Annotated in this window: 26 protein-coding genes; 15 read left to right on the top strand and 11 right to left on the bottom strand. The window is 51.6% G+C overall.

The genetic code is table 11. The features are described 5' to 3' along the window. Positions 1-306, bottom strand: a complete 306-nt coding sequence (locus EQU24_RS17180; RefSeq protein WP_017842392.1) for an MFS transporter — start codon at positions 304-306, stop codon at positions 1-3. Positions 307-1,277: 971 nt separating this feature from the next. Between EQU24_RS17180 and nifE the strand changes: the two genes are divergently transcribed. The 14 genes from nifE to cls all read left to right on the top strand — a co-directional run bounded on the left by nifE (position 1,278) and on the right by cls (position 12,957). Then, entirely contained in the window at positions 1,278-2,726 is a 1,449-nt protein-coding gene (gene nifE, locus EQU24_RS17170) for a nitrogenase iron-molybdenum cofactor biosynthesis protein NifE (protein WP_017842394.1), read from the top strand. 5 nt (positions 2,727-2,731) lie between these two features. Then, positions 2,732-4,117: a nitrogenase iron-molybdenum cofactor biosynthesis protein NifN gene (gene nifN / locus EQU24_RS17165; protein ID WP_017842395.1), complete on the top strand. Its 1,386-nt coding sequence runs from the start codon at positions 2,732-2,734 to the stop codon at positions 4,115-4,117. Positions 4,118-4,173: 56 nt separating this feature from the next. After that, complete coding sequence (locus EQU24_RS17160) at positions 4,174-4,605, top strand: NifB/NifX family molybdenum-iron cluster-binding protein (protein WP_017842396.1); 432 nt, start codon at positions 4,174-4,176, stop codon at positions 4,603-4,605. 99 nt (positions 4,606-4,704) lie between these two features. Further along, a complete protein-coding gene (locus tag EQU24_RS17155; RefSeq protein WP_017842397.1) occupies positions 4,705-5,178 on the top strand; it encodes a NifX-associated nitrogen fixation protein in 474 nt (157 codons plus the stop codon). Between the two features lie 10 nt (positions 5,179-5,188). After that, positions 5,189-5,404, top strand: a complete 216-nt coding sequence (locus tag EQU24_RS17150; RefSeq protein ID WP_017842398.1) for a CCE_0567 family metalloprotein — start codon at positions 5,189-5,191, stop codon at positions 5,402-5,404. Between the two features lie 8 nt (positions 5,405-5,412). Continuing rightward, entirely contained in the window at positions 5,413-5,730 is a 318-nt protein-coding gene (fdxB, locus tag EQU24_RS17145; RefSeq protein ID WP_017842399.1) for a ferredoxin III, nif-specific, read from the top strand. Positions 5,731-5,874: 144 nt separating this feature from the next. After that, positions 5,875-6,189, top strand: a complete 315-nt coding sequence (nifW, locus tag EQU24_RS17140; protein WP_017842401.1) for a nitrogenase-stabilizing/protective protein NifW — start codon at positions 5,875-5,877, stop codon at positions 6,187-6,189. Then, complete coding sequence (locus EQU24_RS17135) at positions 6,186-6,665, top strand: nitrogen fixation protein NifZ (RefSeq protein WP_017842402.1); 480 nt, start codon at positions 6,186-6,188, stop codon at positions 6,663-6,665. Before nifW ends, EQU24_RS17135 begins: the two co-directional genes overlap by 4 nt. Before the next feature lies 1 nt (position 6,666). Next, complete coding sequence (nifM, locus tag EQU24_RS17130; RefSeq protein ID WP_017842403.1) at positions 6,667-7,521, top strand: nitrogen fixation protein NifM; 855 nt, start codon at positions 6,667-6,669, stop codon at positions 7,519-7,521. A gap of 393 nt (positions 7,522-7,914) precedes the next feature. Further along, positions 7,915-9,207, top strand: coding sequence for an ATP-dependent Clp protease ATP-binding subunit ClpX (gene clpX, locus EQU24_RS17125; protein ID WP_017842404.1), 1,293 nt, complete (start codon positions 7,915-7,917; stop codon positions 9,205-9,207). 304 nt (positions 9,208-9,511) lie between these two features. Then, the gene (gene grxD, locus EQU24_RS23320; protein WP_017842405.1) at positions 9,512-10,132 is read left to right on the top strand and encodes a Grx4 family monothiol glutaredoxin; all 621 of its coding nucleotides are present in this window, start codon (positions 9,512-9,514) and stop codon (positions 10,130-10,132) included. 10 nt (positions 10,133-10,142) lie between these two features. Then, positions 10,143-10,676 carry a flavodoxin gene (locus EQU24_RS17115; protein ID WP_026130359.1) on the top strand — a complete coding sequence of 178 codons (534 nt, stop codon included), beginning with the start codon at positions 10,143-10,145 and terminating at the stop codon, positions 10,674-10,676. A 79-nt stretch (positions 10,677-10,755) separates the two neighbouring features. Then, positions 10,756-11,031 (top strand): Rieske (2Fe-2S) protein, encoded by a 276-nt coding sequence (locus tag EQU24_RS23480; RefSeq protein WP_425272074.1) that lies wholly within the window; start codon positions 10,756-10,758, stop codon positions 11,029-11,031. A gap of 495 nt (positions 11,032-11,526) precedes the next feature. Beyond that, positions 11,527-12,957 carry a cardiolipin synthase gene (gene cls, locus EQU24_RS17105; RefSeq protein ID WP_017842407.1) on the top strand — a complete coding sequence of 477 codons (1,431 nt, stop codon included), beginning with the start codon at positions 11,527-11,529 and terminating at the stop codon, positions 12,955-12,957. Between the two features lie 220 nt (positions 12,958-13,177). On the opposite strand, the gene EQU24_RS17100 is transcribed toward cls, so the two are convergent. The 8 genes from EQU24_RS17100 to nifH all read right to left on the bottom strand — a co-directional run bounded on the left by EQU24_RS17100 (position 13,178) and on the right by nifH (position 19,884). Beyond that, entirely contained in the window at positions 13,178-14,140 is a 963-nt protein-coding gene (locus EQU24_RS17100) for a hypothetical protein (protein WP_017842408.1), read from the bottom strand. Further along, entirely contained in the window at positions 14,133-14,897 is a 765-nt protein-coding gene (locus EQU24_RS17095; RefSeq protein WP_017842409.1) for a 4Fe4S-binding leucine-rich repeat protein, read from the bottom strand. The genes EQU24_RS17100 and EQU24_RS17095 overlap by 8 nt, the downstream gene beginning before the upstream one ends. 9 nt (positions 14,898-14,906) lie before the next feature. Continuing rightward, a complete protein-coding gene (locus tag EQU24_RS17090; protein WP_017842410.1) occupies positions 14,907-15,173 on the bottom strand; it encodes a DUF6129 family protein in 267 nt (88 codons plus the stop codon). 3 nt (positions 15,174-15,176) lie between these two features. Next, complete coding sequence (locus tag EQU24_RS17085) at positions 15,177-15,377, bottom strand: 4Fe-4S dicluster domain-containing protein (protein WP_017842411.1); 201 nt, start codon at positions 15,375-15,377, stop codon at positions 15,177-15,179. Between the two features lie 10 nt (positions 15,378-15,387). Then, the gene (gene nifT / locus EQU24_RS17080; RefSeq protein ID WP_017842412.1) at positions 15,388-15,600 is read right to left on the bottom strand and encodes a putative nitrogen fixation protein NifT; all 213 of its coding nucleotides are present in this window, start codon (positions 15,598-15,600) and stop codon (positions 15,388-15,390) included. A 72-nt stretch (positions 15,601-15,672) separates the two neighbouring features. Further along, on the bottom strand, positions 15,673-17,244 hold the full coding sequence (gene nifK, locus EQU24_RS17075) for a nitrogenase molybdenum-iron protein subunit beta (RefSeq protein ID WP_017842413.1): 1,572 nt from the start codon (positions 17,242-17,244) through the stop codon (positions 15,673-15,675). Between the two features lie 142 nt (positions 17,245-17,386). After that, positions 17,387-18,865 (bottom strand): nitrogenase molybdenum-iron protein alpha chain, encoded by a 1,479-nt coding sequence (gene nifD, locus EQU24_RS17070; RefSeq protein WP_017842414.1) that lies wholly within the window; start codon positions 18,863-18,865, stop codon positions 17,387-17,389. Between the two features lie 137 nt (positions 18,866-19,002). After that, positions 19,003-19,884, bottom strand: a complete 882-nt coding sequence (nifH, locus tag EQU24_RS17065) for a nitrogenase iron protein (protein WP_017842415.1) — start codon at positions 19,882-19,884, stop codon at positions 19,003-19,005. 555 nt (positions 19,885-20,439) lie between these two features. On the opposite strand from nifH, the gene EQU24_RS17060 reads away from it, so the two are divergent. Beyond that, a complete protein-coding gene (locus tag EQU24_RS17060) occupies positions 20,440-21,291 on the top strand; it encodes an SIR2 family protein (RefSeq protein WP_017842416.1) in 852 nt (283 codons plus the stop codon). A gap of 443 nt (positions 21,292-21,734) precedes the next feature. Here the strand turns inward: EQU24_RS17060 and EQU24_RS17055 are convergent, their stop codons facing one another. Beyond that, positions 21,735-22,988 (bottom strand): glutamate-5-semialdehyde dehydrogenase, encoded by a 1,254-nt coding sequence (locus EQU24_RS17055; protein ID WP_017842417.1) that lies wholly within the window; start codon positions 22,986-22,988, stop codon positions 21,735-21,737. Positions 22,989-23,587: 599 nt separating this feature from the next. Continuing rightward, entirely contained in the window at positions 23,588-24,685 is a 1,098-nt protein-coding gene (locus EQU24_RS17045; protein ID WP_017842418.1) for an IPT/TIG domain-containing protein, read from the bottom strand. Positions 24,686-25,133 lie beyond the last annotated feature (448 nt).

Raw genomic sequence — 25,133 nt, 5'->3', positions numbered from 1 at the left:
TTACCCAATCCCTAACAAAATTAAGATAAAGCTTCCTTGAGAATAGCTTGCAATGAGATACCCGGAAAAAAATAATAAACCCGAAATGTAGCCTATATATCTAAACTTAATTTTTCTTGCTAACTGCCCAACAAAAATCATAGTTATAGGAAATACCGCGATAAGTGTTCCAAATATTATCTGAGACTGTAATAAAGAAAAGTTATATTTTTCAATTAGTTCAGCTGCAATTATGCTCCATGAGTATAAACTACCTATGCAAAGCATTATTATAAACGATGCAAAAACATTTAAATATTTTCTCATTGTTAAGGATTCCTCTATAAGCTAAAAAGCCTAATTAACTGACAAAACGTAAGGTAAGGTAAGGAATGTATTCAGATCATAGGCAACAACGTAATCGTTGTATATTGTGCTCCCCCCTTAAGGCCACTGCCATTAAGTTAAGGATTTTTCCGTTCGCCCTGAGCCTGTCGAAGGGTGAATGGAAAAATCCTGGGTCGATAAGTTAAGCCGTCCATGGTTCGACAGGGCTCTCCTGAGCGCAGCCGAAGGGCTCACCACGAACGGCTTAACTTAATGGCAGTGCCCCTTAAGGCACGAGAAATTTATTTATAGTTGAAAAATAAATGTGAGGCCACAACACAGGATATTTTGACCGACGAAAGCGAAAATTCCTATGAATTAACCGCAGCTAATTGATACGCTTTTTGATGACTTTTTGCAAGAACTCCCAGCAAATTTACAGTAGCAGGCCTATGAATTAAAGGCGTTTGCACGGGCGAGGAAAATTCGATCACCGCTGCAGTGATTGCAATTAATATTGTTGTTTTGCGGACTAGACTTGTCGTTGCGCAGTTGCGCCGGCGAAATTGACAAACTACAGCGCTACTTGAGCGTCATGGCGATGACCAAACGGCTAGCAACCTGCGTATCGTGGATCAATTCGTTATTGCAAACACGTGTGAAGAAGCCGCTTTCATCTTCAACGCTACAAAAATTCGGAGGATAAGCATCGCATTTCATTTCATGAAGCTTCCATCTGCGCAACGCTTTTAAAGGAAATTTTGTAAAACATGCCATCTTAGCCAATAAGACCTCGATAGCTTTTCTTGTTACCCAACCCTTCCTGACTTCCAATCATCCGAACCGCTCCAAAAAGCTTCTATTGTCGTAAATGCGACAAAGCAAAATTCACAACAAATCAGATAAATCAATAATTTAAAAATTGGCACATATTTTGCTTAATGTCCAGTAACCCTACTTAGAAGCGTGCCATGAAATCGACCAAAGACATTGCCGAATTGCTGGACGAGCCGGCTTGCGAACACAACAAGAAGGAGAAGTCCGGCTGCGCGAAACCGAAACCCGGTTCGGCGGCGGGCGGTTGTGCGTTCGACGGCGCTCAGATCGCGTTGCTGCCGATCGCAGATGTCGCGCATATCGTGCACGGGCCGATCGCCTGCGCCGGCAGTTCTTGGGACAACCGGGGCACGCGTTCGTCGGGTTCGGATTTGTACCGCTACGGCATGACGACTGACCTGACCGAGCAGGATGTGATCATGGGGCGTTCGGAAAAACGTTTGTTTCATTCGATCAAACAGGCGATCGACAGTTACGATCCGCCGGCGGTCTTCATCTATAACACCTGCGTGCCGGCTCTGGTCGGCGACGATATCGGCGCGATTTGCAAACAGGCCGAACAGCGCTGGGGCGTGACGGTCGTGCCGATCGATTGCGCCGGTTTCTACGGCACGAAGAATCTCGGCAACCGTATCGCCGGCGATGCGATGGTCAATCATGTGATCGGCACGCGCGACCCGGATTTGTTGCCGGAAGGCAGCGCAAGACCCGGCATCCGGGTGCACGACGTCAATCTGGTCGGCGAATACAACATCGCCGGCGAATTCTGGCATGTGCTGCCGCTGCTCGACGAGCTCGGTTTGCGCGTGTTGTGTACCTTATCCGGCGATGCGCGTTTCCGCGAGGTGCAGACGATGCACAAGGCCGAAGTGAATATGATGGTGTGTTCGAAGGCGATGGTCAACGTCGCGCGCAAATTGCAACAGAAATACGGTACGCCGTGGTTCGAAGGCAGCTTTTACGGCATCACTGACACGAGCCTAGCCCTGCGCGATTTCGCGCGCGTGATCGGCGACTCCGATTTGACCGAACGCACCGAAGCGTTAATCGCCCGCGAGGAAACTCGTATCCGCAAGGCGTTGGAGCCGTGGCGCGAAAGACTGGCCGGCAAGCGAGTGCTGCTGTTCACCGGCGGCGTTAAGAGCTGGTCGGTGATTTCGGCATTGCAGGATTTGGGCATGGTCGTCGTCGCGACGGGCACGAAAAAGTCGACCGAGGAGGACAAGGCGCGCATCCGCGAATTGATGGGCGAGGATACCGTGATGATCGAGGACGGCAGCCCGAAAGCCTTGCTGAAGATCGTCCGCGATTACCAGGCCGATATTCTGATCGCCGGCGGCCGGAACATGTATACCGCATTGAAGGCGCGCGTGCCGTTTCTGGATATCAACCAGGAGCGGGAATTCGGCTACGAAGGCTATCAAGGGATGCTGGAGTTGGTCCGGCAATTGGCGCTGACGATCGAGAGTCCGGTTTGGCCGGCCGTTAGGGCGCCTGCGCCTTGGAAAGTAGAGTGCGCATCGCGCACCATATCAGCCTCCAAGATTGAAAAGGTACGCCTTGCGTACCCTTCGGCGGAGTAAGCGCGATGGCCGAGATACTCAAACGCAACAAGGCGCTGTCGGTCAATCCGCTGAAAGCCAGTCAGCCGATCGGGGGTTCGTTGGCGACGCTCGGCTTCGACCGCGCGATTCCGATGCTGCACGGCTCGCAAGGCTGCACGGCCTTCGCGAAGGTGTTTTTCGTGCGTCATTTCCGCGAACCGATTCCGTTGCAGACGACTGCGATGGATCAGGGTAGTTCGGTGATGGGCGCCGACGAAAACGTCGTCGAAGGCTTGAAGGCGATCGCCGATAAATCGAACCCGGCATTGATCACCGTGCTGACGACCGGTCTCGCCGAAACGCAGGGCGCCGACGTACACCGTAACGTTCGCGAATTCCGCGCCAAATATCCCGAATACGATCATGTCGCGGTCGTCGCGGTCAACACCCCGGATTTCACCGGCTGCGTCGAAACGGGTTATGCCGCGACCTTGACCGAAATCGTCCGCACGCAGGTGCCCGAGGCCGCAGAGGCCGGTACAAAGCCGGGCACCCGCAAACGGCAAGTCAACGTCTTGGCCGGTCCGATGCTGACGCCGGGCGATCTCGAAGCCTTGCGCGATTTGATCGAGCAATTCCAATTACGTCCGGTTTTTGTGCCGGATATTTCCGATTCTCTGGACGGCGTGCTGACCGATCTGGATTTCTCTCCGGTTACGATCGGCGGTACGCCGCTGTCGGAAATGGCGGCCTTGGGCGAAGCGACTGCCACGCTCGTGATCGGCGCATCGCTGAAAAAAGCAGGCGAATTGCTGCAGCAGAAAACCGGCGTCGCGAGTTTTTATTTCGATCATTTGTACGGACTTCAGGCGAACGACGCATTGATCGTAACCTTGAGCGAAATCGCCGGGCTCGACGTACCCGAGCGCATCGAACGGCAGCGCGCGCAGCTTCAGGATGCGATGCTCGACACGCATTTCATGCTCGGGCAGCTCCGCGTCGCGATCGCTGCCGATCCGGATCAGCTTAACGCGTTCGTCGACCTGATCGCCGAAATGGGCGGCGAAATCGTCGCGGCGGTCAGCGCGGCCAATGCCCCGGTGCTGGGCCGAACGAAAACGGACGCCATCAAAATCGGCGATCTCGAAGATCTCGAAGCGATCGCAAAGGAACGCCGTGCGCAACTGTTGATCGGCAATTCGCATGCGGTCTCGGCCGCCGAGCGGCTCGGCATTCCGATCTTGCGCGCAGGTTTCCCGCTGTACGACATCATCGGCGGATATCAGAAAACCTGGATCGGTTATCGCGGTACACGCCAAACCTTGTTCGATCTGGCCAATCTGGTCATCAATTTCGCGCATGAGGAAATCGAGCCGTATTACTCGATCTATGCGCAGAAACCCGAAACCGAACGCCGCCGGACCGCTTGATCATGTCTGTGACCCGGCGCATGCATATCGTACAACCTTTGGAACAGAGGATGCCCATGGATTCCGCGATCAAAATCGCTTTCGCGACGACCGATATGAACACGGTCAATCAACATTTCGGCTCGTCTAAATCGTTCGCGGTCTATGCGGTCGACCCGGACCGCAGCGAATTATTGGAAGCCGCGCAGTTCGGCGATCTCGCGCAGGACGGTAACGAAGACAAATTGTCGGTCAAGATGCAGATGCTTGAAGGCTGCGCCGCAGTGTATTGCCAGGCGGTTGGGGCGTCGGCGATCAAGCAATTGGTCGCGCACGGCATCCAACCGGTCAAGGTGCACGAAGGCAGCCGCATCGTTGATTTGATCGCCGACCTGCAGAACGAATTGAAATCGGGATCGTCCAGTTGGCTCGCGAAGGCGATCAATAAGGCTAAAGGTTTCGATCCTTCGCGCTTCGACGCTATGGAAGAGGAGGGCTGGTCGGAATGAGTAGGATACGCGAGTTCCCAAGGGTTTCGATTGTTTCAAATTTCAAGAAAGGTACGCGATGCGTGCCCTACGGCTTTTATAAATCATAGAGGACACACCATGAACCAAGCAGCAATGGCCATCGAAGAGAATGATCCCTTCATGAGCTCGGATTTCGTCGCGGAAATGCTCAAACAATTGCGCGCGCTCGATACTTACGACACCTATGATGGCTGGTCCGAGGAAAAAATTATCGACCCGTTGATCCTAACCAAGGAGCGCAAGCGCGAAATCCCGATCGTCGGCGACCCTGACGAGACCACCGTGGCTCGCATCAAATCTTATTACAACGCGATCGCGTCGTTGATCGAAAAGAAATGCGGGCTGATGGCCGTGCCGTTCGTCAATCTGACGCACGAAGGTTTCGGCCGGGCGCTGGTGATGGTCGGCAAGTTGATCGTGGTCGACAAAACCTTGCGCGATGTGCACCGCTGGGGGTTTCCGAGCTTGGAAGCGTTGTGCGAGCAAAGCGAAAAACAGATCGACAAGGCGCTGGAATTGATCGAGCAATACAAAGAAGTCGCCGAAAGCTGAGGAGATCGACATGACAGCCGAAGACATCAAGCAACTGGAAAAACAAGTCAAGAAAACCAAACGTTTGGCCGGCGAACAAGCCATGGAGCTGCACGATTTGATCGAGGACCGTTTGCCCGACGCTTATCAGGAATTGATGGGCGTCGCCCAGGCAACTTATGAAGCGTGCAAGGCTTGGGACGAAGCCAATCAAAAACTGCTCGCCGCGCAGGCGGAAACCGCATAGGTGGCGTCATGGCGGAATTGGTAACCGGGGTAACATTCGGCGGGACGGTTTGGACGCCTTCCTATGTCAACGATTTGAATCAGCGCACCTGCATCGGCTGCGGGCGTTGTTTCAAGGTTTGTCCGCGCGATGTCTTCGATTTGGTCGAGAAAGACGAGGCGCTCGATCCGGAAGATTTCGACGACGATTACGGCGATTTCGAGGACGACGACGATAACAGCATGGTAATGAGCATCAAGAATGCGGACGATTGCATCGGTTGCGAGGCCTGTTCGAGAGTCTGTCCGAAAAGTTGCTTTACCCACCAGCATAAGGAAGCGGCCTGATAGCGGCCTAGAGAGGTTTTATGTTCAAACTGAAATCCGGACAGTTGCTTGCCGCGATATCCTTCGCGGCATTCGCACTGTTAATGGTGTATTTGATCGTCAGCGATTTGCATCTTGCCGGCCCCTATTAACCCGGAGAAAACCATGAGTTTTTTAGAAGAAATCGAAGAGCTGGAATCGGCCGAAGATTTTTTACAGTATTTCGAACTGGAATACGAGCCGTCGATCGTTCATGTCAATCGTCTTCATATTCTGCAGCGTTTTCACGACTATCTGGCTCAGGCCGAGAACAAGTTGCCTGAAGACGAAGGCGCTTTACGGGCGGTTTACAAGCAATTATTACTACGCGCCTATCACGATTTTGTCGAATCCGACGCGCAGACCGAAAAGGTCTTCAAGGTCTTTAAGATGGGCGAGCCGCAAACGGTGTTCGTGCCCTTGGGCGACATCCAATTATGATCGAGGAGCGTTTCGACGAAGAACGCTTCGACTTCGGCGAAGCGGTGCGGGTGACGCGGAACGTGCGTAACGACGGCACCTATCCGGGTATGGCGATCGGCGAATTGCTGGTACGGCGCGGCAGCGTCGGTCATGTCATCGAAATGGGCACGTTTCTGCAGGACCAGGTGATTTACACGGTGCATTTTCTTGACCAGGGCCGCATGGTCGGCTGCCGCGCCGAGGAATTGGTTCCGGCCGACGCACCCTGGAATCCGAGCCGCTTCGAGTTTCGCGACAAGGTCGTGAGTACGATCGACTTGGGTATTCAGGGGGAAATTGTCGCTGAGCAGGGACAGGAGGGTGAAATTCTCAAAGTACTGAGGGATTTCAAGCCGATTCAATATTATGTCCGCTTCCCCGGCAGAACGCTGCAAGTACCCGAAACCGTCTTGCAACCGGCCCATCCGGAAGCCTTCGTCGAACCGGAGGATTGATATGAACGCAATTGCCGAAACCATCGCTAAAGTCGAGCCCTATACGCTGTTGCGAGCGTCTCTGGCCCTGTTCAAAAAGCCGCCTGCCGAACTCGATGCCGGACAGTTGCAACGAGTCGAAAGACAGGCGCGGAGCGAATTCGATATCGAATCGCGCGTGTTGCGTTCGAACGAGGCCGCGGGCGTGATCGTCACCGATGAGGAACTGGATGCGGCATACCTGGAGGTGCGCGGCCGGTTCGACGATGACGGCGAATTCGATGCGGCGCTCGCCAGGAACGGACTCGATGCCGAGCGCTTGCGCGCGGCCTTATATCGGCAATGCAAGGTCAATACGGTTATGGAAAAAGTCGCTTCCCGTTCGCCCGAGGTCAGTGAGGTCGAGATCGGTATTTATTATCACACCCATCCCGACAAATTCAATTTGCCGGAGCGCCGAGCGGTGCGTCATATCCTGATCACGGTCAATCCGGAATATGCCGAAAACAGCCGCGAGAAGTCGCTGCAACGCATTCAGGAACTACAGTTCAAACTGCAACGCAAGCCTCATAAATTCGAGGATTTGGCGTTGAAACATTCCGAATGTCCGACCTCGCTGCAAGGCGGAATGCTCGGTGTGTTCGCGCGGGGTACGTTGTATCCCGAAATCGACGAAGCGCTGTTTGCAATGAAAAAAAACGACATCAGCGGCATCGTCGAAACCGAACTCGGCTTCCATTTGCTCCAGTGCGTCGAGATTCATAAGGCGGAAACGCTGTCGCTGCACAAGGCGGCGCCGAAGATCCGGCAGGTTATGCAGGAACGTTACCGGCGCAATTGCCAAAGGTCCTGGTTGGCCGGGCTTTCTCGGGAATAGTCGATAGTGAATAGTGAATAGTGAATGGTGAATAGGGAACAGAGAGCAGAGAGCAGATAATAATGAATAGTTCGCTGTTTCCCAAACTCCGGTTTGGGAAACCCTTCACGCAAGCTCTTGCTTGCCGGTTTTGAGAAGCAAGAGCTCATACGCATAAGATGAGCATTGCGGATAGGGGGCTTCGATCAAAGTCATGGTTGTTGAGCTTCAATGGCTTCGATAGTCGCGACGAGGGCGACGCTCCCACTTGGGATTTGAATACTCTGTGGGAGCGATCCCCAGATCGCGATTTCGAAGCCGGGTGCGTTAGATGACAGTGTGCTATCAACGATTGATGTATAGGTTATCGTTTGCGATACGAATCCGGGAAACCTTAAGACAAGCGGAGCATTTATGCAAAAAACCAATAAGATATGTTCTTTTTGCGGGGTCGAGGCATCGGTCGACGTACCGTTGATCGCTGGCAACGACGGGCAGATTTGCGAAGCTTGCGTAATCTTGGCGAATCAGGTCGTTTCAAGCTGGGGAAAGAAAAAGCAATTGGCCGAAATGCATGGCCCTTTGCCGAAACCGGCCGAAATCAAGCAACTGCTCGACGACTACATTATCGGGCAGGATCTCGCGAAAGAGATTCTGGCCGTTGCGGTCTACAACCATTACAAGCGCTTGAAGCACGAAAGTTCACAAATCGGCGGATTGGGCGCTTCCGACGACGGCGTCGAAATCGGCAAGTCCAACATTTTGCTGATCGGGCCTTCCGGAACCGGTAAAACACTACTGGCCAGTACGCTGGCCAAGATCGTCGGTGTGCCGTTTGTAGTTGCCGACGCGACGACGCTGACTCAAGCCGGTTATGTCGGCGATGATGTCGAAAACATCCTGGTGCGTTTGCTCGATGTTGCCGACGGCCATATCGGCAAGGCGGAATGGGGCATCGTGTATTTGGACGAAGTCGACAAGATCGCTCGTAGCCCTGAACAGGCCTTCGGCACTCGGGATGTTTCGGGCGAAGGCGTGCAACAAGCGCTATTGCGCCTGGTCGAAGGCTCGCATGTCAAAGTTCCGAACAAAGGGCGGCGTAAGGACGGCAACACTGCCGATTCGGTCATCGTCGATACGCGCAACATCTTGTTCATCGCCGGAGGCGCGTTTCCGGGACTCGAAAAGCACGTCGAGAAACGCCTGGTGCCGGCGAATACCGCAATCGGTTTTCATCGCGAAATAGGCCGGTCCGAACAAAAGCCGGATATTGAAGTTTTGCTCAATGCGACCGAACCAGACGATCTAAAACGCTTCGGCTTGATCCCGGAATTCATCGGGCGTTTTCCGGTATTGGCTCCCTTGGAACCGCTCGACGTCGATGCGCTGATTCAAATCCTGACCGAACCGAAAAATGCGCTGGTCAAACAATATCAGCACTTGTTTGCCTATGACGGCGTCAGTCTCGAATTCACGCCGGATGCATTGGTGGAAATCGCCGAAAAAGCGATCGTACGAAATACCGGGGCTCGAGGCTTGCGGAGCATCATGGAGACGATTTTGCGCAAGGCGATGTTCGAATTACCGACTCGTGAAGATATTGAGATCTGCATCGTCGATGCGGAAGTCGTTAAGAACGGCGCGCCGCTCAGGTTGATCGAACATGACCAAGAATCGCCATTGCAAAAACAGGCCGGGGCAGGGTGACCCCGCAAAACAGTATTGTTTCGAAATCGCGACCGACGCTATTGTGGGAGCGATCCCCTGATCGCGATATCGAAGTCGAAAACGTCAGGTGACAATTAATGATATCGAAGTCACATTGGCTAAGATGGCAAGACTGTTTCTACAGTTTAACTATAACTCTGAGTACAGAGCTTGGGAATTGATCTCTCCCTTTTTCTGGGAGAATACTGGGTTAAGGGGCGTCAACAACCTACGTTTTTTCGAGCCCACTCTTAAAAATTCGGCCTGATGGCCTTTCCACATTTATCATTAAGAGACAGTAAAAATGAGCACCGAAGACAAAATACGCAAGCAACTAGCCGAAAATCCTATCATCCTCTACATGAAAGGCGTTCCAACCGCTCCGGAATGCGGGTTTTCTGCGAAAACGGTCGGAATTTTAAACGCAACCGGAATTCCGTTCGCCTATGTTAATGTCCTGGCAGCGCCATTCATCCGCGAAAAACTGCCGAAAATTTCCCATTGGCCAACCTATCCGCAATTGTTCGTTAACGGCGAGCTGGTCGGCGGTTGCGATATCGTCGAAGCGATGCATAACGATGGCAGTTTGTTACTCTTATTGCAAAACACGTCGGTAAAAACGGAGTCGACGGCAGCGGCCGGTGATGCGATAACGCACGTTGAAGTCGAAAGCCTGATCAAAAATAGTTTTCCCGATGCGGTCATCGAGATCGATGGCGAAGGCTGTAATCTGTCGATTACTGTGGTCAGCGAGGCGTTTTTAGATTTGCCGTTGGTCAAGCAACAACAGGGTGTCATGGCGGCCTTGGCCGGCGTCTTGGCATCGGGCCGTTTGCATGCGGTATCGATGAAGACTTTTACGCCCGAGCAACGGCGGGAGCAAGCCGAAACCCCTGCTTCCGGTTTACTGCAAATTCAAGCGTGAGTAATTACCAATGGCCAAAGTAGGTATATTTTTCGGAACAGATACCGGCAGGACGAGAATGATCGCGAAAACGATCGCGAAAAAAATCGGCCCCTGTACCGCAAAGCCGGTCAATATTCGAACGGCTATCGTGGAAGATTTGCTTGATTACGATGTATTGATATTGGGCACACCGACCTATGGAGAAGGTGAGCTACCCGGCAAATCGACCGGTAATCAAACCGAAAGTTGGGAAGAGTTTTTGCCGAAATTGAACGGGCATGATTTCAACGGTAAAAAAGTGGCGCTTTACGGATTGGGTAACCAAAAAAGTTACGGCAAAAATTTTGGCAGCGCCGTACGTTATTTGTACGATGCTTTTGCCTCACGCGGCGCTGAGATCATCGGCGGAGCATGGGATACCGGGAATTATCAATTCACTTATTCGAAAGCGGTCATCGACGATAAATTTGTCGGGCTCATTTTGGATGAGGAAACGCAGAAAGAACTCACCGACGAGCGTTTAGACAAATGGCTGGAAGGCATTCGGCCGGTTTGGGCCTAGGCCTGGAGAACTCGGACTGCTGCGCCGTATCTCTTTTTAATAACCTCTGGCCTGATGTTTGCTGTAATGGAAAGCGGAGGTGAACACTGTGGCTATAAGAAGAGTTCCAGAGCCTATTTGTCAGGGATTTCAAATTCCGGAATTAGGAAAGTATTCTTTTAATATCAAATATCGAGGGAAAGCGTGCAGCGCCGTTCTGATTCGTTTTAACGGAGCGGTATACGGCTATTTGAATCAATGCGTACATATGCCGAGGGCATTAGATTGCGAGGAAAGTAACATTTTTGATGAGTCTGGACGCTATTTGCAGTGTTCCATGCACAGTATTTGCTATGACCCGGTTAGCGGTGAATAGTTAAGTGAAATATGTGCAGGCAAAAAGTTGACGGCATTAAAGGTCAGGGAAGAGGGAAGCTGGGTGTATTTGCTTGATAGAAGAGCGATTATGGAGAGAAAATCAATTTAACCGGATAGAAAAGTGCTCTATTAGGTCATGTGAAAACCACAGGGCTAGGTCTTGTTTTTTGCAAATGCGTATTTGCTTAAACGACACCTGATGCAATTTCCAAAACCTGATACCAATCATCCAATATTTCAATTCCATAGTATCATTTCAGATGCGGATATTGACACTATTATTCATGAGCTTCAAAAGCGTAAGCACATAAAAATTGAGCAAAATTGTGTCCGTTATCTATAATCGACTAAGTTTGAGCATTGAGGTAAGTTATCTTCGTCCTTAATCAACCGCATCATTAACTGAGAGATCCTACGATTCTAGACCCCTTTTTTCTTTTTTTTGCCCCTTTTTTTTCGATAATTTCAGCTGCCGACACAACTGGGAGCGACCATGGCGGTTTTAAAGCGACGTTTGTTGTGGATATCTTTGGTGGCGCACACATTGGGCATTGTCTCTTCGGTCGATGCACTCATGTCGACGCGCACAGCGCCGGGCGCAGTGGCCTGGATAGTGTCTCTAAACACCTTTCCGTATGTGTCTGTTCCCGCCTATTGGGTTTTTGGCGACAATCGTTTTAGTGGGTATGTGATCGGGCGCAAAGAGGTCGATAGTCGTTTGCATCGCGAACTTGCTCAAAAAATGTCATTGGTCGAGCAATATGCGGCACCATTTCCATCGGCCCAACAAAGTTTTGAGGTAATGGAGCGCTTGGCCAAGATGCCGCTGCTGAGAGGCAATAATGTTGAGTTACTTATTGATGGCGAGACAACTTTTGCCAGTATTTTTGCCGGTATTGATGCCGCAGAGCACTATTTGCTGGTGCAGTTTTATATAGTACGCGACGACGTCTTGGGGTTAGAGCTGAAACACCGCCTTGCGGCACGGGCCCGCGATGGTGTTAAGGTATATTTCCTTTATGACGAAATTGGCAGTTACCTGCTGCCGCGTCGCTATTTGGACGATCTACGCGACGCAGGCGTTTTGGTGCGGTCGTTTCACTCTAGCCAGGGTTCAGGCAATCGCTTCCAATTGAATTTTCGTAATCACCGCAAAATCGTTATCGCCGATGGGCGCTTTGGATGGGTCGGGGGGTTGAATGTCGGCGATGAATATCTCGGACAAGATCCACGCATAGCTGCTTGGCGCGATACACATCTAAAAATTGAAGGGCCTGCAGTGTTCAGTTTACAACTGCCTTACTTAGAAGACTGGCACTGGTCGAGTGGCGATATTCTGGAATTAGATTGGCAGCCGCAATCCGCCGCGAATAATGGTGTGCCCATATTAATATTGCCTAGTGGACCTGCGGATCGTTTTGAAACCGCAAGTTTAATGGTACAGCACGCGCTGGCCACGGCCCGCCGACGTGCGTGGATCAGCAGTCCTTATTTCGTGCCGGATGAAGGCGTGCAGTCCGCTCTTAAACTGGCAGCTTTACGCGGTGTGGATGTCCGCGTGTTAATTCCCGAACGCCCAGACAATATCTTGACCTACTTGGCCGCCTTCGCATTTACCCAACCCCTGCTGGAAGCCGGTGTGAAAATATACCGCTACAAAGCCGGTTTTTTGCACACTAAAACGCTGCTAGTGGACGAGGGCGCGTCGTCGGTGGGCACAGTGAATTTGGACAATCGCTCATTTCGACTTAATTTTGAAATCAGCGCTTGGGTGTTCGATGAGACCTTTGCACAGCGTATGGGAACGGTATTTGAGCAGGATTTCGCTAACTCACGAGAAATGTCGACCACTGATATTCTCAACCAACCCTGGTGGTTTAAGGTCGCCTCACGAGCGGCTTATTTGGCTGCGCCAGTGTTGTGATCCGTGCAAAAAAAAGAGGCAGGATAATGGGTGTGGCCCAGCTATTCAGAATTAGAATTGCTGATGTATGTTAGTAAATCCAGAACAGAACAACGGGGTCAAGAACAACGGGGTCCGGCAAAACAGGCCTGCCCCCCCTTTCTTTATGTCGCCCGCTCCGAATCCGCCCTATGATTTTTCGGTTTTGCCGGGAGATAGGGCGCCGGAATGAGTCAACCCACTAGACTTGATAGGGATCGGCAACCCAGTCGCGCAGCACTGCTTCGTCGCGTTGCGGCAGATAGGCGAAGTCGCCGCTGATGTCCTGAAAGACCGCTTGCGCACAGTATGGCGACACGAGTTTGCCTTTGACCATGTAAAAGAACCAGGCGAAAGGATAACCGGCTTGCCGGTCGAATCGGGTCAGCAGTCCATTCAGGGTATTGCCTTTTTTGCCGGCCAGGTCTTCGAGATAGGGCAGGCGGTTTTGCCGGATATTGATGATTTCGGCGTTGACGATCTGCTCGCCGAAGCGGCCGGTATGTTGCGACGGTCGGATTAGCCAGTCTTCGCAGAAGCGGTGTTTTTGTCCGGCGCTGCTGCGGTTCCAATCGTCCAAGAAACGTCGCACCGGATGTTCGACGGCATGATGTTGATCGATCGCTTCGATGAACAGGGGCATGTCGGTCTTGCGACGGTAGGCATAGCGAGTCGCCCCGACCGAGACGCTTTCGACCGTAGTCGGATTCAGCGGGTCGATGATCTCGTCCAAGTCTTCCGGCGCTTCGTTTTCGTTGACGAGCAGGCGGTCGTACACTTCCCTGGTCTTGTCGATTTCGATCAGCGTGAAGTCCTCGGCGCGGCTTCCTGTTTGCACGACGAAATACAGCGATCGTCCGGACTGGCGCGTCGCGATCAAATTTCGTTCGCGGGCATGATCGACCAGTGTTTGCAAATCACGGCCGCATTCGATATAAGTGCGCTCGCTCCATTCGATCAAATCGTGAGCGATGCGCTGGCCATCGCGGTCGACGACGCCGCCGATCCGATACCATTCTTCGCCGATCCAGGACAGCCGAACAGGATAGGCGGGCAGCAACGACTGCAATGTTTTCAACAAGGATTCGTCGTTTTGTCCCGGAATCAGTTTCTTGCAACAGTCGGCCAGTATCCGGCCGGCAATCAACGAGGGCGATTCATTCATTGTCGGCTCCATCGGAAGCAGAAATATGCAGGCGCTTTCGCGCCAGTTCGCGCACGTCCGGCTCGGGATCGTCGCAGAGCGCCGACAGGTCGGCAGGATCGGCGCGTAGCGCGGCGGTATAGCGCACCAGCCAATCGTCGTCGCTCAGCAGCGATGCCAGGTCATGCGGTGGCATGCGTTCAGCCAATACGCGCCGGACTTCGGGAGCCGGGTCATTGATCATCAAGCCCAGACTGACTTCGGGCAAGCGTTCGGCGACGAGTTGACGTACTTTTGGGTCTACATCCTTGATTAGACGGAACAGCCGGCCCGGCGACAATCGTTTCGCGACCGTTAACCGGACTATGTAATCCGGGTCGTCGGCCAATCGTTCCAGATGTTCCAGATCGATGCGGTCGGCGACGGTCATACGCACCTCGCGGTCGGGATCATCGAGCAACGGCGCCAATTGTTGAGACGGCAGACGATATGCGACAGCGCGGCGGACGACTTCGTCCTCGTCGTCGATCAGATCGGTTAGGGCTTTGATCGGTGCGTAACGTACTGCGATCGCGCGCCGTTCCCAGAATGGGTCGTGCAAGAACTGCTCGGCATAGTGCGGATTGATGCGGAAGAAGCGGTCGATCTGCCGGCCGCTTTCGACCAGGACGCAGGTGTCGCCCGGCATGCAGCGACCTCTCAACAGCGTTTTGCCTCGGAACGGGCACAGGCTGCAATCGGCGATCGGCGTCGTAACGGGGTTGGGCTGATCGGACATCGCATCGCCTCAGTCGTTGATGATTTCGGCGACGACGAAACCGGAAGCCTGTTCGTAGTTTTGCGTCAGACACAAACAATGGTCGCGGCCGTCGACCAGATACAGATTGAAACCGGGGCATTCCAACACCGGTTCGTGGTTCGGGATGTCGTCGTCGATGCAATAGGTGAAATGAATACCGGGATGATCGGCCCTAAGCCGGCCGATCACGGTTTCATCGATGCCGAGGCTTTCGACCGTTGCGGCGATCGTGTCGGCCAGTTCTTGCGTGACCATCGCTCAAGCCGGCAAAGGCAGGATGCAATTATCGACCGGACACACCCGGACGCATTGCGGTTTGTCGAAATCGCCTTCGCATTCGGTACAGGTCTTTTTGTCGATCTCGAACACGATCTTGCCTTCCGTGATCGAATTGGTCGGACAGACCGGTTCGCAATCGCCGCAGGATATACATTCGTCGGCAACAATATATAAAGCCATGACAGCCTCCTTATAAACGTTTCGCTTGTAGAGTCGTCGGAATCTTAGGCGCGGGCGACAGCGGTTCGAAGTAATAACGCGAACCGTCGCCTAACACCACTTCGCCGCCCCATTTTTCGGGCGCGTCGAATTCCAGCGACTCGATGGTTTCTTCCAGATCTTTCTTCGCGACATAAAACAGCAGTTTGCCGTCGTCGCGTTTTCTGAGCATGACGCTGGGCATAGGGTTCTCCAATCAAAAACAAGTAGGTCGGGTTAGGCAAAAAGCCGTAACCCGACGGTCTGGTTTATACGATCAACGAATCAAATCGTAGTTGTAATCGGTCGTGCCCATGCCTTTGGTTTCCTTGTCCAACTGCTCCAGGACCGCATTGACCAATGTGGTCAAAATGTACATCGCGCCTTCGTAGCCCAATGTGGTCATTCTATGCAGATGGTGGCGGTCGAAGATCGGGAAGCCGATGCGGATCAGCGGCACCTCGAATTCCTCGCCTTTGTAGAAGGTGTCGCGCTGTATGAACTTGCCGTAGGAATTACCGATCATGAAATCCGGCTTGTTCGTGAATACCAGCGAACGGAAGTGCCATAAATCCTTGCCGATATGCACGGTGGAGTTTTTACCGTAAGGCGAGGCTTCCAAAACCGCTTCACAGGCTTTTTTCCAGCGTTTGTTGGCGTGATTGACCAGGATCTCGGTAGGCTCGGCGCCGAGTTCCAGCAGGAATTTGACCATGCCCAGCACGAAATCGGCATCGCCGTACAGCGCGAATTTTTTGCCGTGCAGCCAGGCGTGCGAGTCGGTCATCATGTCGACCAGGCGACCGCGCTCCTTTTCCAAGGATTCGGGAATCGGCTTTCCGGTGATTTCCGATACTTTCATCAACAACTCGTCGGTCCATTCCAGGCCCATCGGTATATTCAATTTAGGCACGTCGTGCTTCCAGGTGTTCTGTACGTATTTCTTGGTTTTTTCGAGCTGCCAAGGCTGTAGCAGAATCGTATCGTACGCGTTCGGCGCGTCTTTGACTTCGTCCATCGTCGTGCCGCCCGCGTACATGCGGAAATGGCCGTCGGCCGGCGTGTCGAGCACTTCGGTCGGATCGCTGAGCAGCGAATAATCTACGCTCATTTCCTTCATCATCCGGTGGATCATGCGGAAGTTGCCGAGATAGGTCTCAAAACCGGGCACGAAGTTGATCTTGCCGTTCGAGCCGGCTTCCTTGCCCTCCATGAAGTTCAGCGTGAAATAGCGCGCAATGCCTTCGAACATGTTGTCCCAGCCGGTCGTGTGGCTGCCGACGAAACTCGGCGTATGCGCGAACGGTGTCGGAAAGTCCTGTTCGATATGGCCTTCTTTTTTGGCATTGCCGATGAAAGCGTTCAAATCGTCGCCGATCACTTCGGCCATGCAGGTCGTCGAAACGGCGATCATGTCAGGCTGGTACAAGGCTTTGACGTTTTCCAGTCCGGCGAACATGTTTTTCTGACCGCCGAAAACGGCAGCGTCTTCGGTCATCGAATCCGATACGCAAGCGACCGGTTCCTTGAAATGACGGTTAAAGTAAGTGCGGAAATACGCGACGCAACCCTGCGAACCGTGCACATACGGCATGGTTTTTTCGAAGCCCAGCGCACAAAGTACCGCGCCCAACGGTTGGCAGGCTTTGGCCGGATTGACAGTCAAGGCTTCACGGTTGAAGTTTAGCTCTTGGTATTCCTTCGTGGTTGTCCATTGAAATACTTCGTCAATTTGTTCTTGCGGATGACGCTCTTCGTATTCCGCGCGTTTGGTGGCCAGGTTTTCCTTGTATTCGTCGGTGCGGAATAAAGGGTAGCTGGGTTGAATATTGTCGACGTGTTGACTCATGGTAATCTCCTAACGCGCCACCAATCTGTGGACAGGCGTAATAGGCTAAAGATGAAAGGTACAAGACGAAAGGACATGAAGAGATGATCGCCGGCGATATTTGGCTTTTCATATTTCATTTTTCGCCTTGCTCCTCGATTTATTAAGCGGCGGCTTTAACCGGCTCGCTGGCGGTCTCTTTTTTCCAGGGTGCTTTAATGTTTTTCCAGCAGGGATTGTTCAATGTCATATCCATATCGCGGGCGAAGATCGCAAAACCGTCGAAGCCGTGATAGGGGCCGGAATAATCCCAGGAATGCATTTGCCGGAACGGAATGCCCATCTTCTGGAAGATGTATTTTTCCTTGATGCCGGAGCCGATCAGATCGGGCTGGATTTTCTTGACGAACTCTTCGAACTCGTAGCCTGTCACATCGTCGTATAGTAGGGTGGCATTGCCCATTTCCTTGATCGTACGGTCGTAGTCGTCGTTGTGCGCGAATTCGTAGCCGGTGCCGACCACTTCCATGCCTAAGTCTTCATAGGCGCCGATGACATGTCTTGGACGCAGGCCGCCGACATACAGCATCACGCGCTTGCCTTCCAGGCGCGGGCGGTATTTTGCGATGACCGCTTCGTATTCTGCCTTGTAACGTTCTATGACGCGTTCGGCGCCTTCCTTGATCGTATCGTCGAAGTGCGCGGCGATTCTGCGCAAGGACTCGGCGATCTTGGTCGGGCCGAAGAAGTTGTATTCGATCCACGGAATGCTGTATTTCTCCTCCATGTGCCTGGCGATGTAGTTCATCGAACGGTAGCAGTGGATCAGATTCAATTTGACTTTCGGCGTTTTCTCGATTTCTGCGATCGTGCCGTCGCCGGACCATTGCGCGACGACGCGCAGACCCATTTCCTCGAGCAGAGTCCGCGAAGCCCAGGCATCGCCGCCGATGTTGTAATCGCCGATCACGGCTACGTCGTAAGGCGTGGTCGGGAAGCTGTCGTCGCCGTCGCGGGCTTCGAGCACCCAATCGCGGATCGCATCGTTCGCGATATGGTGTCCGAGCGATTGCGAAACGCCTCGGAAACCTTCGCAGCGCACCGGCACGACCGTTTTGCCGTGTTCCTTTTTCTTCATCTTGGCAACCGCTTCGATGTCGTCGCCGATCAGTCCGATCGGACATTCCGATTGAATCGAGATGCCTTTGTTGAGCGGGAACAACACTTCGATCTCGTCGATCAATTTCGCGAGTTTTTTGTCGCCGCCGAACACGATGTCCTTTTCCTGGAAATCGGACGTGAAGTTCATCGTGCCGAAGGTGTTGACGCCGGTCGTGCCGACATAATAGTTACGGCGTCCGGCTCGGGAATACTGGCCGCAGCCGACCGGGCCGTGCGAAATGTGGATCATGTCCTTGATCGGACCCCACACCACACCTTTCGAACCTGCGTAGGCGCAACCGCGGATCGTCATCACGCCAGGCAACGATTTGCGGTTCGAGGTGATGCATTTGTTGGCTTTTTCCAAACTTTGATCGTTGACGGCCAAATGTTTGGCCCGATCATTTTTGGCTTTTTCCGGATAGACCTCGAGCACTTCCTGAATGAGCGCTTCGGTCTCTTCTCTTGTCATGGCTGGCATAATCTTATCCTCTCTTGCCGTGGGTAATCCCCCAACAGGCAGTTGTGGAAATCGTGGGTTGGGTTAGGCGCTGGCCGTAACCCAACATAGTTTGCTTGAAGTAGGCTATAGCTCTTGCGAACTTGCCCGGCTAGCCGTTAAGCGGTCGCTTCGGCGACCGCAGTTTTACCGACGATCGACTCGTCGACTTCTTCCATGATGCCGAATTCCATCAACAGGTCTTCCAATTCGTCCATCGTGATCGGCGTAGGGATGACCATATTTTTGTTGTCGATAATTTTTTGGGCTAATGAACGGTATTCGTCGGCTTGTTTCGCGGCCGGTTCATATTCGATGACCGTCATGCGACGGATTTCAGCGCGTTGCACGACGTTATCGCGCGGCACGAAATGAATCATCTGGGTTCCCAACCGGCGGGCCAATTCCATGATCAATTCGTCCTCACGCGCGGTGTTGCGGCTGTTACAGATCAATCCGGCCAGACGCACGCCGCCTGAATTCGCGTATTTCACGATACCTTTGGCGATGTTGTTGGCGGCGTACATCGCCATCATTTCGCCCGAACAAACGATGTAAATTTCTTGCGCCTTGTTTTCACGGATCGGCATGGCAAAGCCACCGCAGACAACGTCCCCAAGAACATCATAGAAAACAAAATCAAGGTCTTCATCGTAGGCTCCTTCTTCTTCAAGGAAGTTGATCGCGGTGATAACGCCGCGGCCGGCGCAACCGACCCCGGGTTCCGGGCCGCCTGACTCGACGCACTTGATTTCGCCGTAACCGACTTTCAGCACGTCTTCCAACTCGAGATCTTCGACGCTGCCGGCATCAGCCGCCATTTGCATGATCGAGTTTTGCGCTTTCGCATGCAGGATCAAGCGGGTTGAGTCGGCTTTCGGATCGCAGCCGACGATCATGACTTTTTTGCCGAGCTCGGCCAGGCCGGCAACCAGATTTTGGGTAGTGGTCGATTTCCCGATTCCACCTTTACCGTAAATAGCACATTGACGTAATGCCATGGTCTTCTCCTCTGTGAACTTGTGGTTAATGGCAATCGAGATAAAGCAATCGGTGTGCCAATACAGTAAGTTATTGATGTTAATAGTTAAATAGTGTTTTTTTTGAGGGGGTTCGGGTTGTGTTAGCGACAAATTGTTGGGTCTGGTAGGTTTGGCTACATCTGAAAAGTGATTTTGTAGGCGATTATCGAAAGGCTATAGTTATACCTTTCGCACTTCAAATTTCGGCAGTGCCTTAGGAGTCGTCGGGGTGCTCGGCAAAGGCTTTGCCAGCATGGAGCTGGCATTGAGCCTACATGGACGTATTCACGGCGTCCTTTGACGGGCGCACCGGTGCCAAATTTTGATCTACGATTGAGTATAGTAAGGCAGTGCAGGGTATTTGATGAGTAGAAGTCGGGTTGTTAGAAACCCGACAAGTGTTAATGTTATGTTGCCTATAGAATTCGCTGATTTTCAAATTTGCGATAAAAAAATTCAAATATTACAAAGGGATATATGTTTGGTTCGGAAGTTGCTTTCACTTTAGAATGTTAATTCAAACAGGAGCAAAACATGAACAACAACGTCTTTTCCGAAATTCTTTCCGGTCTCTACGATAACGAGGTTGTACCTTACTTAGGCCCGGGTGTTTTATTCGATTCAAATCATAAAAAAACCGGTCAGCCGATTCCAGCCGATAGCGAAAGCCTGATTTTGGCGATGAACGACGGGCAGCCGATGGCGCCGAAGCTGATGTACGAATTTCCCCGAGCGGCGATGAATCGAGAATTGAAACGGGGGAGGAATTTTCTGACCCAGTTTTTGGACGGCGTTTACGGTCATTCGGATTGGACGCGGGCGAGTATCCATAATTGGCTTGCCGAATGGCGGCCGCATTATGTCGTCGATATTAATCGCGATACGCAATTGCTCGACAGCTATGCCGATGTCGAGCACACGCTGATTGTCGGCGTCGCGCGTATAACGGCCAGTCAAAATCGATTCAAGATTTTTCACTACGACGGCAAAGAGTATCTCGAAATCGACCAGGCCGACGCAAATTCGAACATTCCGATTTTGTTTAAGCCGATGGGTACGCCTAAACCGGTGTCGAACTACATCGCTTCGGATGCCGATTATGTCGACTACATTACCGAATTGATGGGCGGATTCGCGATTCCGCAATTTTTAAAAGAATATCGGAAGGATAAGAAATATTTGTTGCTGGGTCTGCCGCTGAACCGTGACTCCGAACGTATGGTCATGAGCGACATCGTTTACGCGGCTAGCGAACCGAAAGGTTGGGTGATGCGGAAAAACCCTACTGTGAAGGAGCAACGATTCTGTAAACGGCTGGGGTTAGAAATTATTCCGGTTGATTGCAAAGACTTTATGGATTATATGATAGCGAAAGAGGCGGCTTAGAGATAAGGTGGCGTTATTATTCTCTAATGGACCGCTTATCGAGTTTGCATTGTATACCTTTCGCACTTCAAATTTCGGCAGTGCCTAAGGAGGCACCGGGGTGCTAGGTCGATTATTGCTCCTGCAAAATCGACATTCACGCCATCCATGGCGCTCGCAAAGGCTTTGCCAGCATGGAGCTGGCATAGAGCCTACAGGGACGGCGTCCTTTGAGGGGGGCACCCCGGCATAAGCGCCAACTTAAGGAAGGAACGCGTCATTCCGCCAGGGATTGGCGGAATCCAGGGCCAAGGATGGCAATGCGTAGCACCGCATCCATGCAACATGGATATCAACAACCCATACCGATATGACGAATAAAGCCATAAACGCACCATAGAATAGGCACTAAGTTGGCGCTTATGGGGCACCCCGGTGCCGAATTTGATCTACGCTGGTATAGGTTAATTCCTCAAATGACCATTTCCATAGGCTACCCACTTATAGGTTGTCAGTTCATCCGGCCCGACCGGGCCGCGGGCGTGTAATTTGTCGGTGCTGATGCCGACTACCGATCCCAAGCCGTAATCGCCGCCGCCCGATAATCTTGTGGAAGCATTGATCAATACCGAGGCCGAGTCAACCTGATGCTCGAATTGTTGAGCCATGTTAAGGCTTTGCGTAACAATGGCATCGGTATGCCCCGATCCATAGTGATTGATGTGATCGATTGCTTCATCGATGCCGTTGACGATTTTTATTGAAAGTATCGGCGCCAGATATTCGCTATGCCAATCTTCTTCTGTCGCAGGGGCAATACTTGGTAAGAGCTTTTGTGTCTTTTCGCAGCCGCGTAGCTCGATATGGTTTGCGTCAAATGCCGCCTGAAGCAGCGGTAGCATTTGTTCCGCGCATTTTTGGTCGATCAATAAGGTTTCAAGTGCGTTACAGACTTGAACGCTTTGGCATTTCGAATTAATTGCTAGATCGACCGCTTGAGTAGGAGCGGCGTCTGCCGCGATATAGAGATGACAGATGCCGTCGTAGTGTTTGATGACGGGAATTCGGGTGCCTTCGGCGATACGTTTGATCAAGTCCTTGCCGCCGCGCGGAATCAATACGTCCACATAGTCGTCCATCTTGAGCAGTTCTCCAACGGCTTCATGCCCCGGCGTGCGGATAATCTGTATCGCATGATCAGGAAGTCCTGCTGCTACAGCGCCTTCAATCATCGCATCGGTCAGGAGCATGTTGGTTTGCAGTGCTTCCGATCCGCCTCGCAAGATGACGGCATTACCGCTTTTGATACAGACACCAGCGGCATCGGTGGTGACATTAGGCCTCGATTCGTAAATGATGCCGATGACGCCAAGCGGTACCGATTTTTTAAATACCTGGAGCCCGGCGGGATTGGTATGGCCTTCAAGTACGCGATTTAACGGGTCCGGCCTCCGAGCGACTTCATTTAGCCTGGATATCATGTATTGAAAAACTTTATCGTCGATCGTCAAACGTTTGACCAGTGCATTCGACTGTCCGGCTTGCCGAGCTTTTTCGACTTCTTCGGCATTGACTTCCAAAACTCGGCGTTTAGCTGATTGAAGCGAGTCGACCATTTTTGAAAGCGCAAGATTACGCAGTGACTCTGATGTCGATGATAATTGACGTGCCGCAAGACGGCTTTGTTTGGCGATGGCTTGAACGGAAATGCTACTCATAATGGATCCATGGTTATTTTTTAAAACCTCAACCTACTCCCTATATATTCAAAAATGGCTAACTAAATATAAAGTATACCCTTTGCTGGTCAAATTTCGGCGCCGGGGTGTCCGTCAAAGGACGCCGTGAATACGTCCATGTAGGCTCTGTGACAGCATCCCTGCTGTCAAAGCCTTTGCCGAACACCCCTGCACCTCCATGCGTCAATGCCGAAATTTGAAGTGCGATGGTTATATAAGGTGCGGCTAGGGAAGATGTCGGCGGCAGGGGGGATTTGTGCGCCTCCCTCGGCAACTGTTCTTGCGTCGCTTAAAGCGCCTATGATTGGTGCACTGCCACTAAGTTAAGAAAAAGCTCCCTCTCCTGCTAGAATATAGGTATCTACAAAAGTTTTCAGCTTTATAAAACAATTAGTTAAGTTAATTTTTCTGTAATCTAGGAAAAAAGTAGACTAGACTAAAAACTTCAATTTTTAGTCCCTATCTTCATAAAAAACCAGAAACTTTATAACGGCATGATTATAAATGATAAAGATGTGTAGATACGTATGGAGGGAGAGGGGGAATGCGGAAGTCACTTTTAATGGAGTCCTAAATCGCTATTCCAACACTTTAACGGTAAAAGTACCCGACGACATCTGAAGCTTTTCGTTTTTATTGAGAGAGTTACGCAGAAACCCGCTGAAAGAGCCATAAAGATAGCCATTTTCATACTGATGGAAAATGATGCGCCATTCATCGGAGTTATTTTCCGACTGATATTGGCTATTTCCAGTCACGTTGGGAATCTGATAAATGATGTCGCCAGGCCCGAATCCAGGTCCAATCGCAGCGGGCAAGTTACCAAGATCCACTTGGCCGGTCAAAGTCAAATTACTTACGGACATGCCGGATACCTTGAGTGCCATGATCGTGATTTGCTTGGTGACCGGGCTGTAAACGGCATTGAGCGTCATGCCAGCGACCGAATAGTTTTTGCCGGCGAATTTTACGTTTAACCGGTGTTGTTTTTTCAACTTGACGGGACTGTTGATGACTTCGAACAATGTAGAAGAAACACTGTCTCCCGCTCGGTTGCGTACGGTTACTTCGTGTAGTCCGTTGGCGATTCTAGGAATCCGAATTACGGCAAAGTCTTCACCGAAATCAGTTATTTTTGCCTTTTTCCCTCCAATGAATACTTGAGGGCGGCGGTTTCCGAAGAAATCACCGGAAACTTCGATTTCGTCGTTGACCTCGCCCTGCTCAGCGGATAGCATCAGATTCTCCGGCGCGGCAATGGTAAATTCTTGCGTTGCCTTTATTGCCGGGGTGCCGGCGGATTTCACCTCGAGCACATAGTTGTCCGCTTTGCCTCCCTTGAGTTGAGCGGTAATTGTTGTATCATTATTAGCAATGACTCGAAGAGCCACCTTTTGCGCGCGATTGCCTGCAGGATTGGACTCAATTAGTGTTACTCTCGGCTTGTTGCTGCCAAATCCGGTACCCTCAATAACAATCTCCGCACCATGACCTGCTTTCTGTGGATCGATCGAGGTGATTGCAGCTTGCGCTTCGAGCGTGAGCAGCGAAAATATGATGCCTGCCAAGAAAACGCTGTACCCCTTAGATAGCAACGCTCTCTGTTGCTGTCTCTCCTTTGCGAACCCAATCGGTTCGGTTCTTTCGGTTATTTTTTTAAAATCAATTAGTTTCATGAAACCATCCTTATAAAATATTTTAAATATTCGGCATTATGGCGAATTAAGCGTAATATATTGATATATAATGACTTTTAATTGGTAAGTTGTTTGCTTTTATGAAGGCGGGACGTATTTAGCGAGGATGGTGTTCGAGCTGACGCCAAACTCCTGGAACCGGATCACGGTAGTCCTCGATTAGCGTATTCCGAGCCGCTTCATTCTTAAATGATTTTTCGATTAAGAGAGTAAGCCTAAGAATTATACATAATTACATTTGTTTCGCGCCACGTTTGACTTAATGAAGCGTCCAGTCGGCTCTTATGATAAGTTCATCCTAAAAATAATCAGTTGGAGCGTTTGGAATACGTTCGTGCTAAACAAAGTAAGCTCCTATAGGAGGAGGGGGCGGCATAAGCGCCAACTTAGTGTCTATTTTATTTATGGTGTATTTGTGGCTTTATAC

The organism is Methylotuvimicrobium buryatense (assembly GCF_005931095.1).
Taxonomy (GTDB): Bacteria; Pseudomonadota; Gammaproteobacteria; order Methylococcales; family Methylomonadaceae; genus Methylotuvimicrobium; species Methylotuvimicrobium buryatense.
Note: the sequence above shows the minus strand (reverse complement) of the source record. Positions and strands in the feature narration are given on the sequence as shown.

What these genes read in the sequence shown, in the direction of transcription:
- nifW (WP_017842401.1), top strand. Translation starts at nt 5,875, where the DNA reads ATGAGTTTTTTAGAAGAAATCGAAGAGCTGGAATCGGCCGAAGATTTT.
- EQU24_RS17095 (WP_017842409.1), bottom strand. Translation starts at nt 14,897, where the DNA reads ATGTCCGATCAGCCCAACCCCGTTACGACGCCGATCGCCGATTGCAGC.
- EQU24_RS17045 (WP_017842418.1), bottom strand. Translation starts at nt 24,685, where the DNA reads ATGAAACTAATTGATTTTAAAAAAATAACCGAAAGAACCGAACCGATT.
- EQU24_RS17180 (WP_017842392.1), bottom strand. Translation starts at nt 306, where the DNA reads ATGAGAAAATATTTAAATGTTTTTGCATCGTTTATAATAATGCTTTGC.
- nifN (WP_017842395.1), top strand. Translation starts at nt 2,732, where the DNA reads ATGGCCGAGATACTCAAACGCAACAAGGCGCTGTCGGTCAATCCGCTG.
- EQU24_RS17155 (WP_017842397.1), top strand. Translation starts at nt 4,705, where the DNA reads ATGAACCAAGCAGCAATGGCCATCGAAGAGAATGATCCCTTCATGAGC.
- grxD (WP_017842405.1), top strand. Translation starts at nt 9,512, where the DNA reads ATGAGCACCGAAGACAAAATACGCAAGCAACTAGCCGAAAATCCTATC.
- EQU24_RS17135 (WP_017842402.1), top strand. Translation starts at nt 6,186, where the DNA reads ATGATCGAGGAGCGTTTCGACGAAGAACGCTTCGACTTCGGCGAAGCG.
- cls (WP_017842407.1), top strand. Translation starts at nt 11,527, where the DNA reads ATGGCGGTTTTAAAGCGACGTTTGTTGTGGATATCTTTGGTGGCGCAC.
- clpX (WP_017842404.1), top strand. Translation starts at nt 7,915, where the DNA reads ATGCAAAAAACCAATAAGATATGTTCTTTTTGCGGGGTCGAGGCATCG.
- nifD (WP_017842414.1), bottom strand. Translation starts at nt 18,865, where the DNA reads ATGCCAGCCATGACAAGAGAAGAGACCGAAGCGCTCATTCAGGAAGTG.
- nifH (WP_017842415.1), bottom strand. Translation starts at nt 19,884, where the DNA reads ATGGCATTACGTCAATGTGCTATTTACGGTAAAGGTGGAATCGGGAAA.
- fdxB (WP_017842399.1), top strand. Translation starts at nt 5,413, where the DNA reads ATGGCGGAATTGGTAACCGGGGTAACATTCGGCGGGACGGTTTGGACG.
- EQU24_RS17150 (WP_017842398.1), top strand. Translation starts at nt 5,189, where the DNA reads ATGACAGCCGAAGACATCAAGCAACTGGAAAAACAAGTCAAGAAAACC.
- EQU24_RS17060 (WP_017842416.1), top strand. Translation starts at nt 20,440, where the DNA reads ATGAACAACAACGTCTTTTCCGAAATTCTTTCCGGTCTCTACGATAAC.
- nifK (WP_017842413.1), bottom strand. Translation starts at nt 17,244, where the DNA reads ATGAGTCAACACGTCGACAATATTCAACCCAGCTACCCTTTATTCCGC.
- EQU24_RS17090 (WP_017842410.1), bottom strand. Translation starts at nt 15,173, where the DNA reads ATGGTCACGCAAGAACTGGCCGACACGATCGCCGCAACGGTCGAAAGC.
- nifE (WP_017842394.1), top strand. Translation starts at nt 1,278, where the DNA reads ATGAAATCGACCAAAGACATTGCCGAATTGCTGGACGAGCCGGCTTGC.
- EQU24_RS17085 (WP_017842411.1), bottom strand. Translation starts at nt 15,377, where the DNA reads ATGGCTTTATATATTGTTGCCGACGAATGTATATCCTGCGGCGATTGC.
- EQU24_RS17055 (WP_017842417.1), bottom strand. Translation starts at nt 22,988, where the DNA reads ATGAGTAGCATTTCCGTTCAAGCCATCGCCAAACAAAGCCGTCTTGCG.
- EQU24_RS17160 (WP_017842396.1), top strand. Translation starts at nt 4,174, where the DNA reads ATGGATTCCGCGATCAAAATCGCTTTCGCGACGACCGATATGAACACG.
- EQU24_RS17100 (WP_017842408.1), bottom strand. Translation starts at nt 14,140, where the DNA reads ATGAATGAATCGCCCTCGTTGATTGCCGGCCGGATACTGGCCGACTGT.
- nifM (WP_017842403.1), top strand. Translation starts at nt 6,667, where the DNA reads ATGAACGCAATTGCCGAAACCATCGCTAAAGTCGAGCCCTATACGCTG.
- nifT (WP_017842412.1), bottom strand. Translation starts at nt 15,600, where the DNA reads ATGCCCAGCGTCATGCTCAGAAAACGCGACGACGGCAAACTGCTGTTT.
- EQU24_RS17115 (WP_026130359.1), top strand. Translation starts at nt 10,143, where the DNA reads ATGGCCAAAGTAGGTATATTTTTCGGAACAGATACCGGCAGGACGAGA.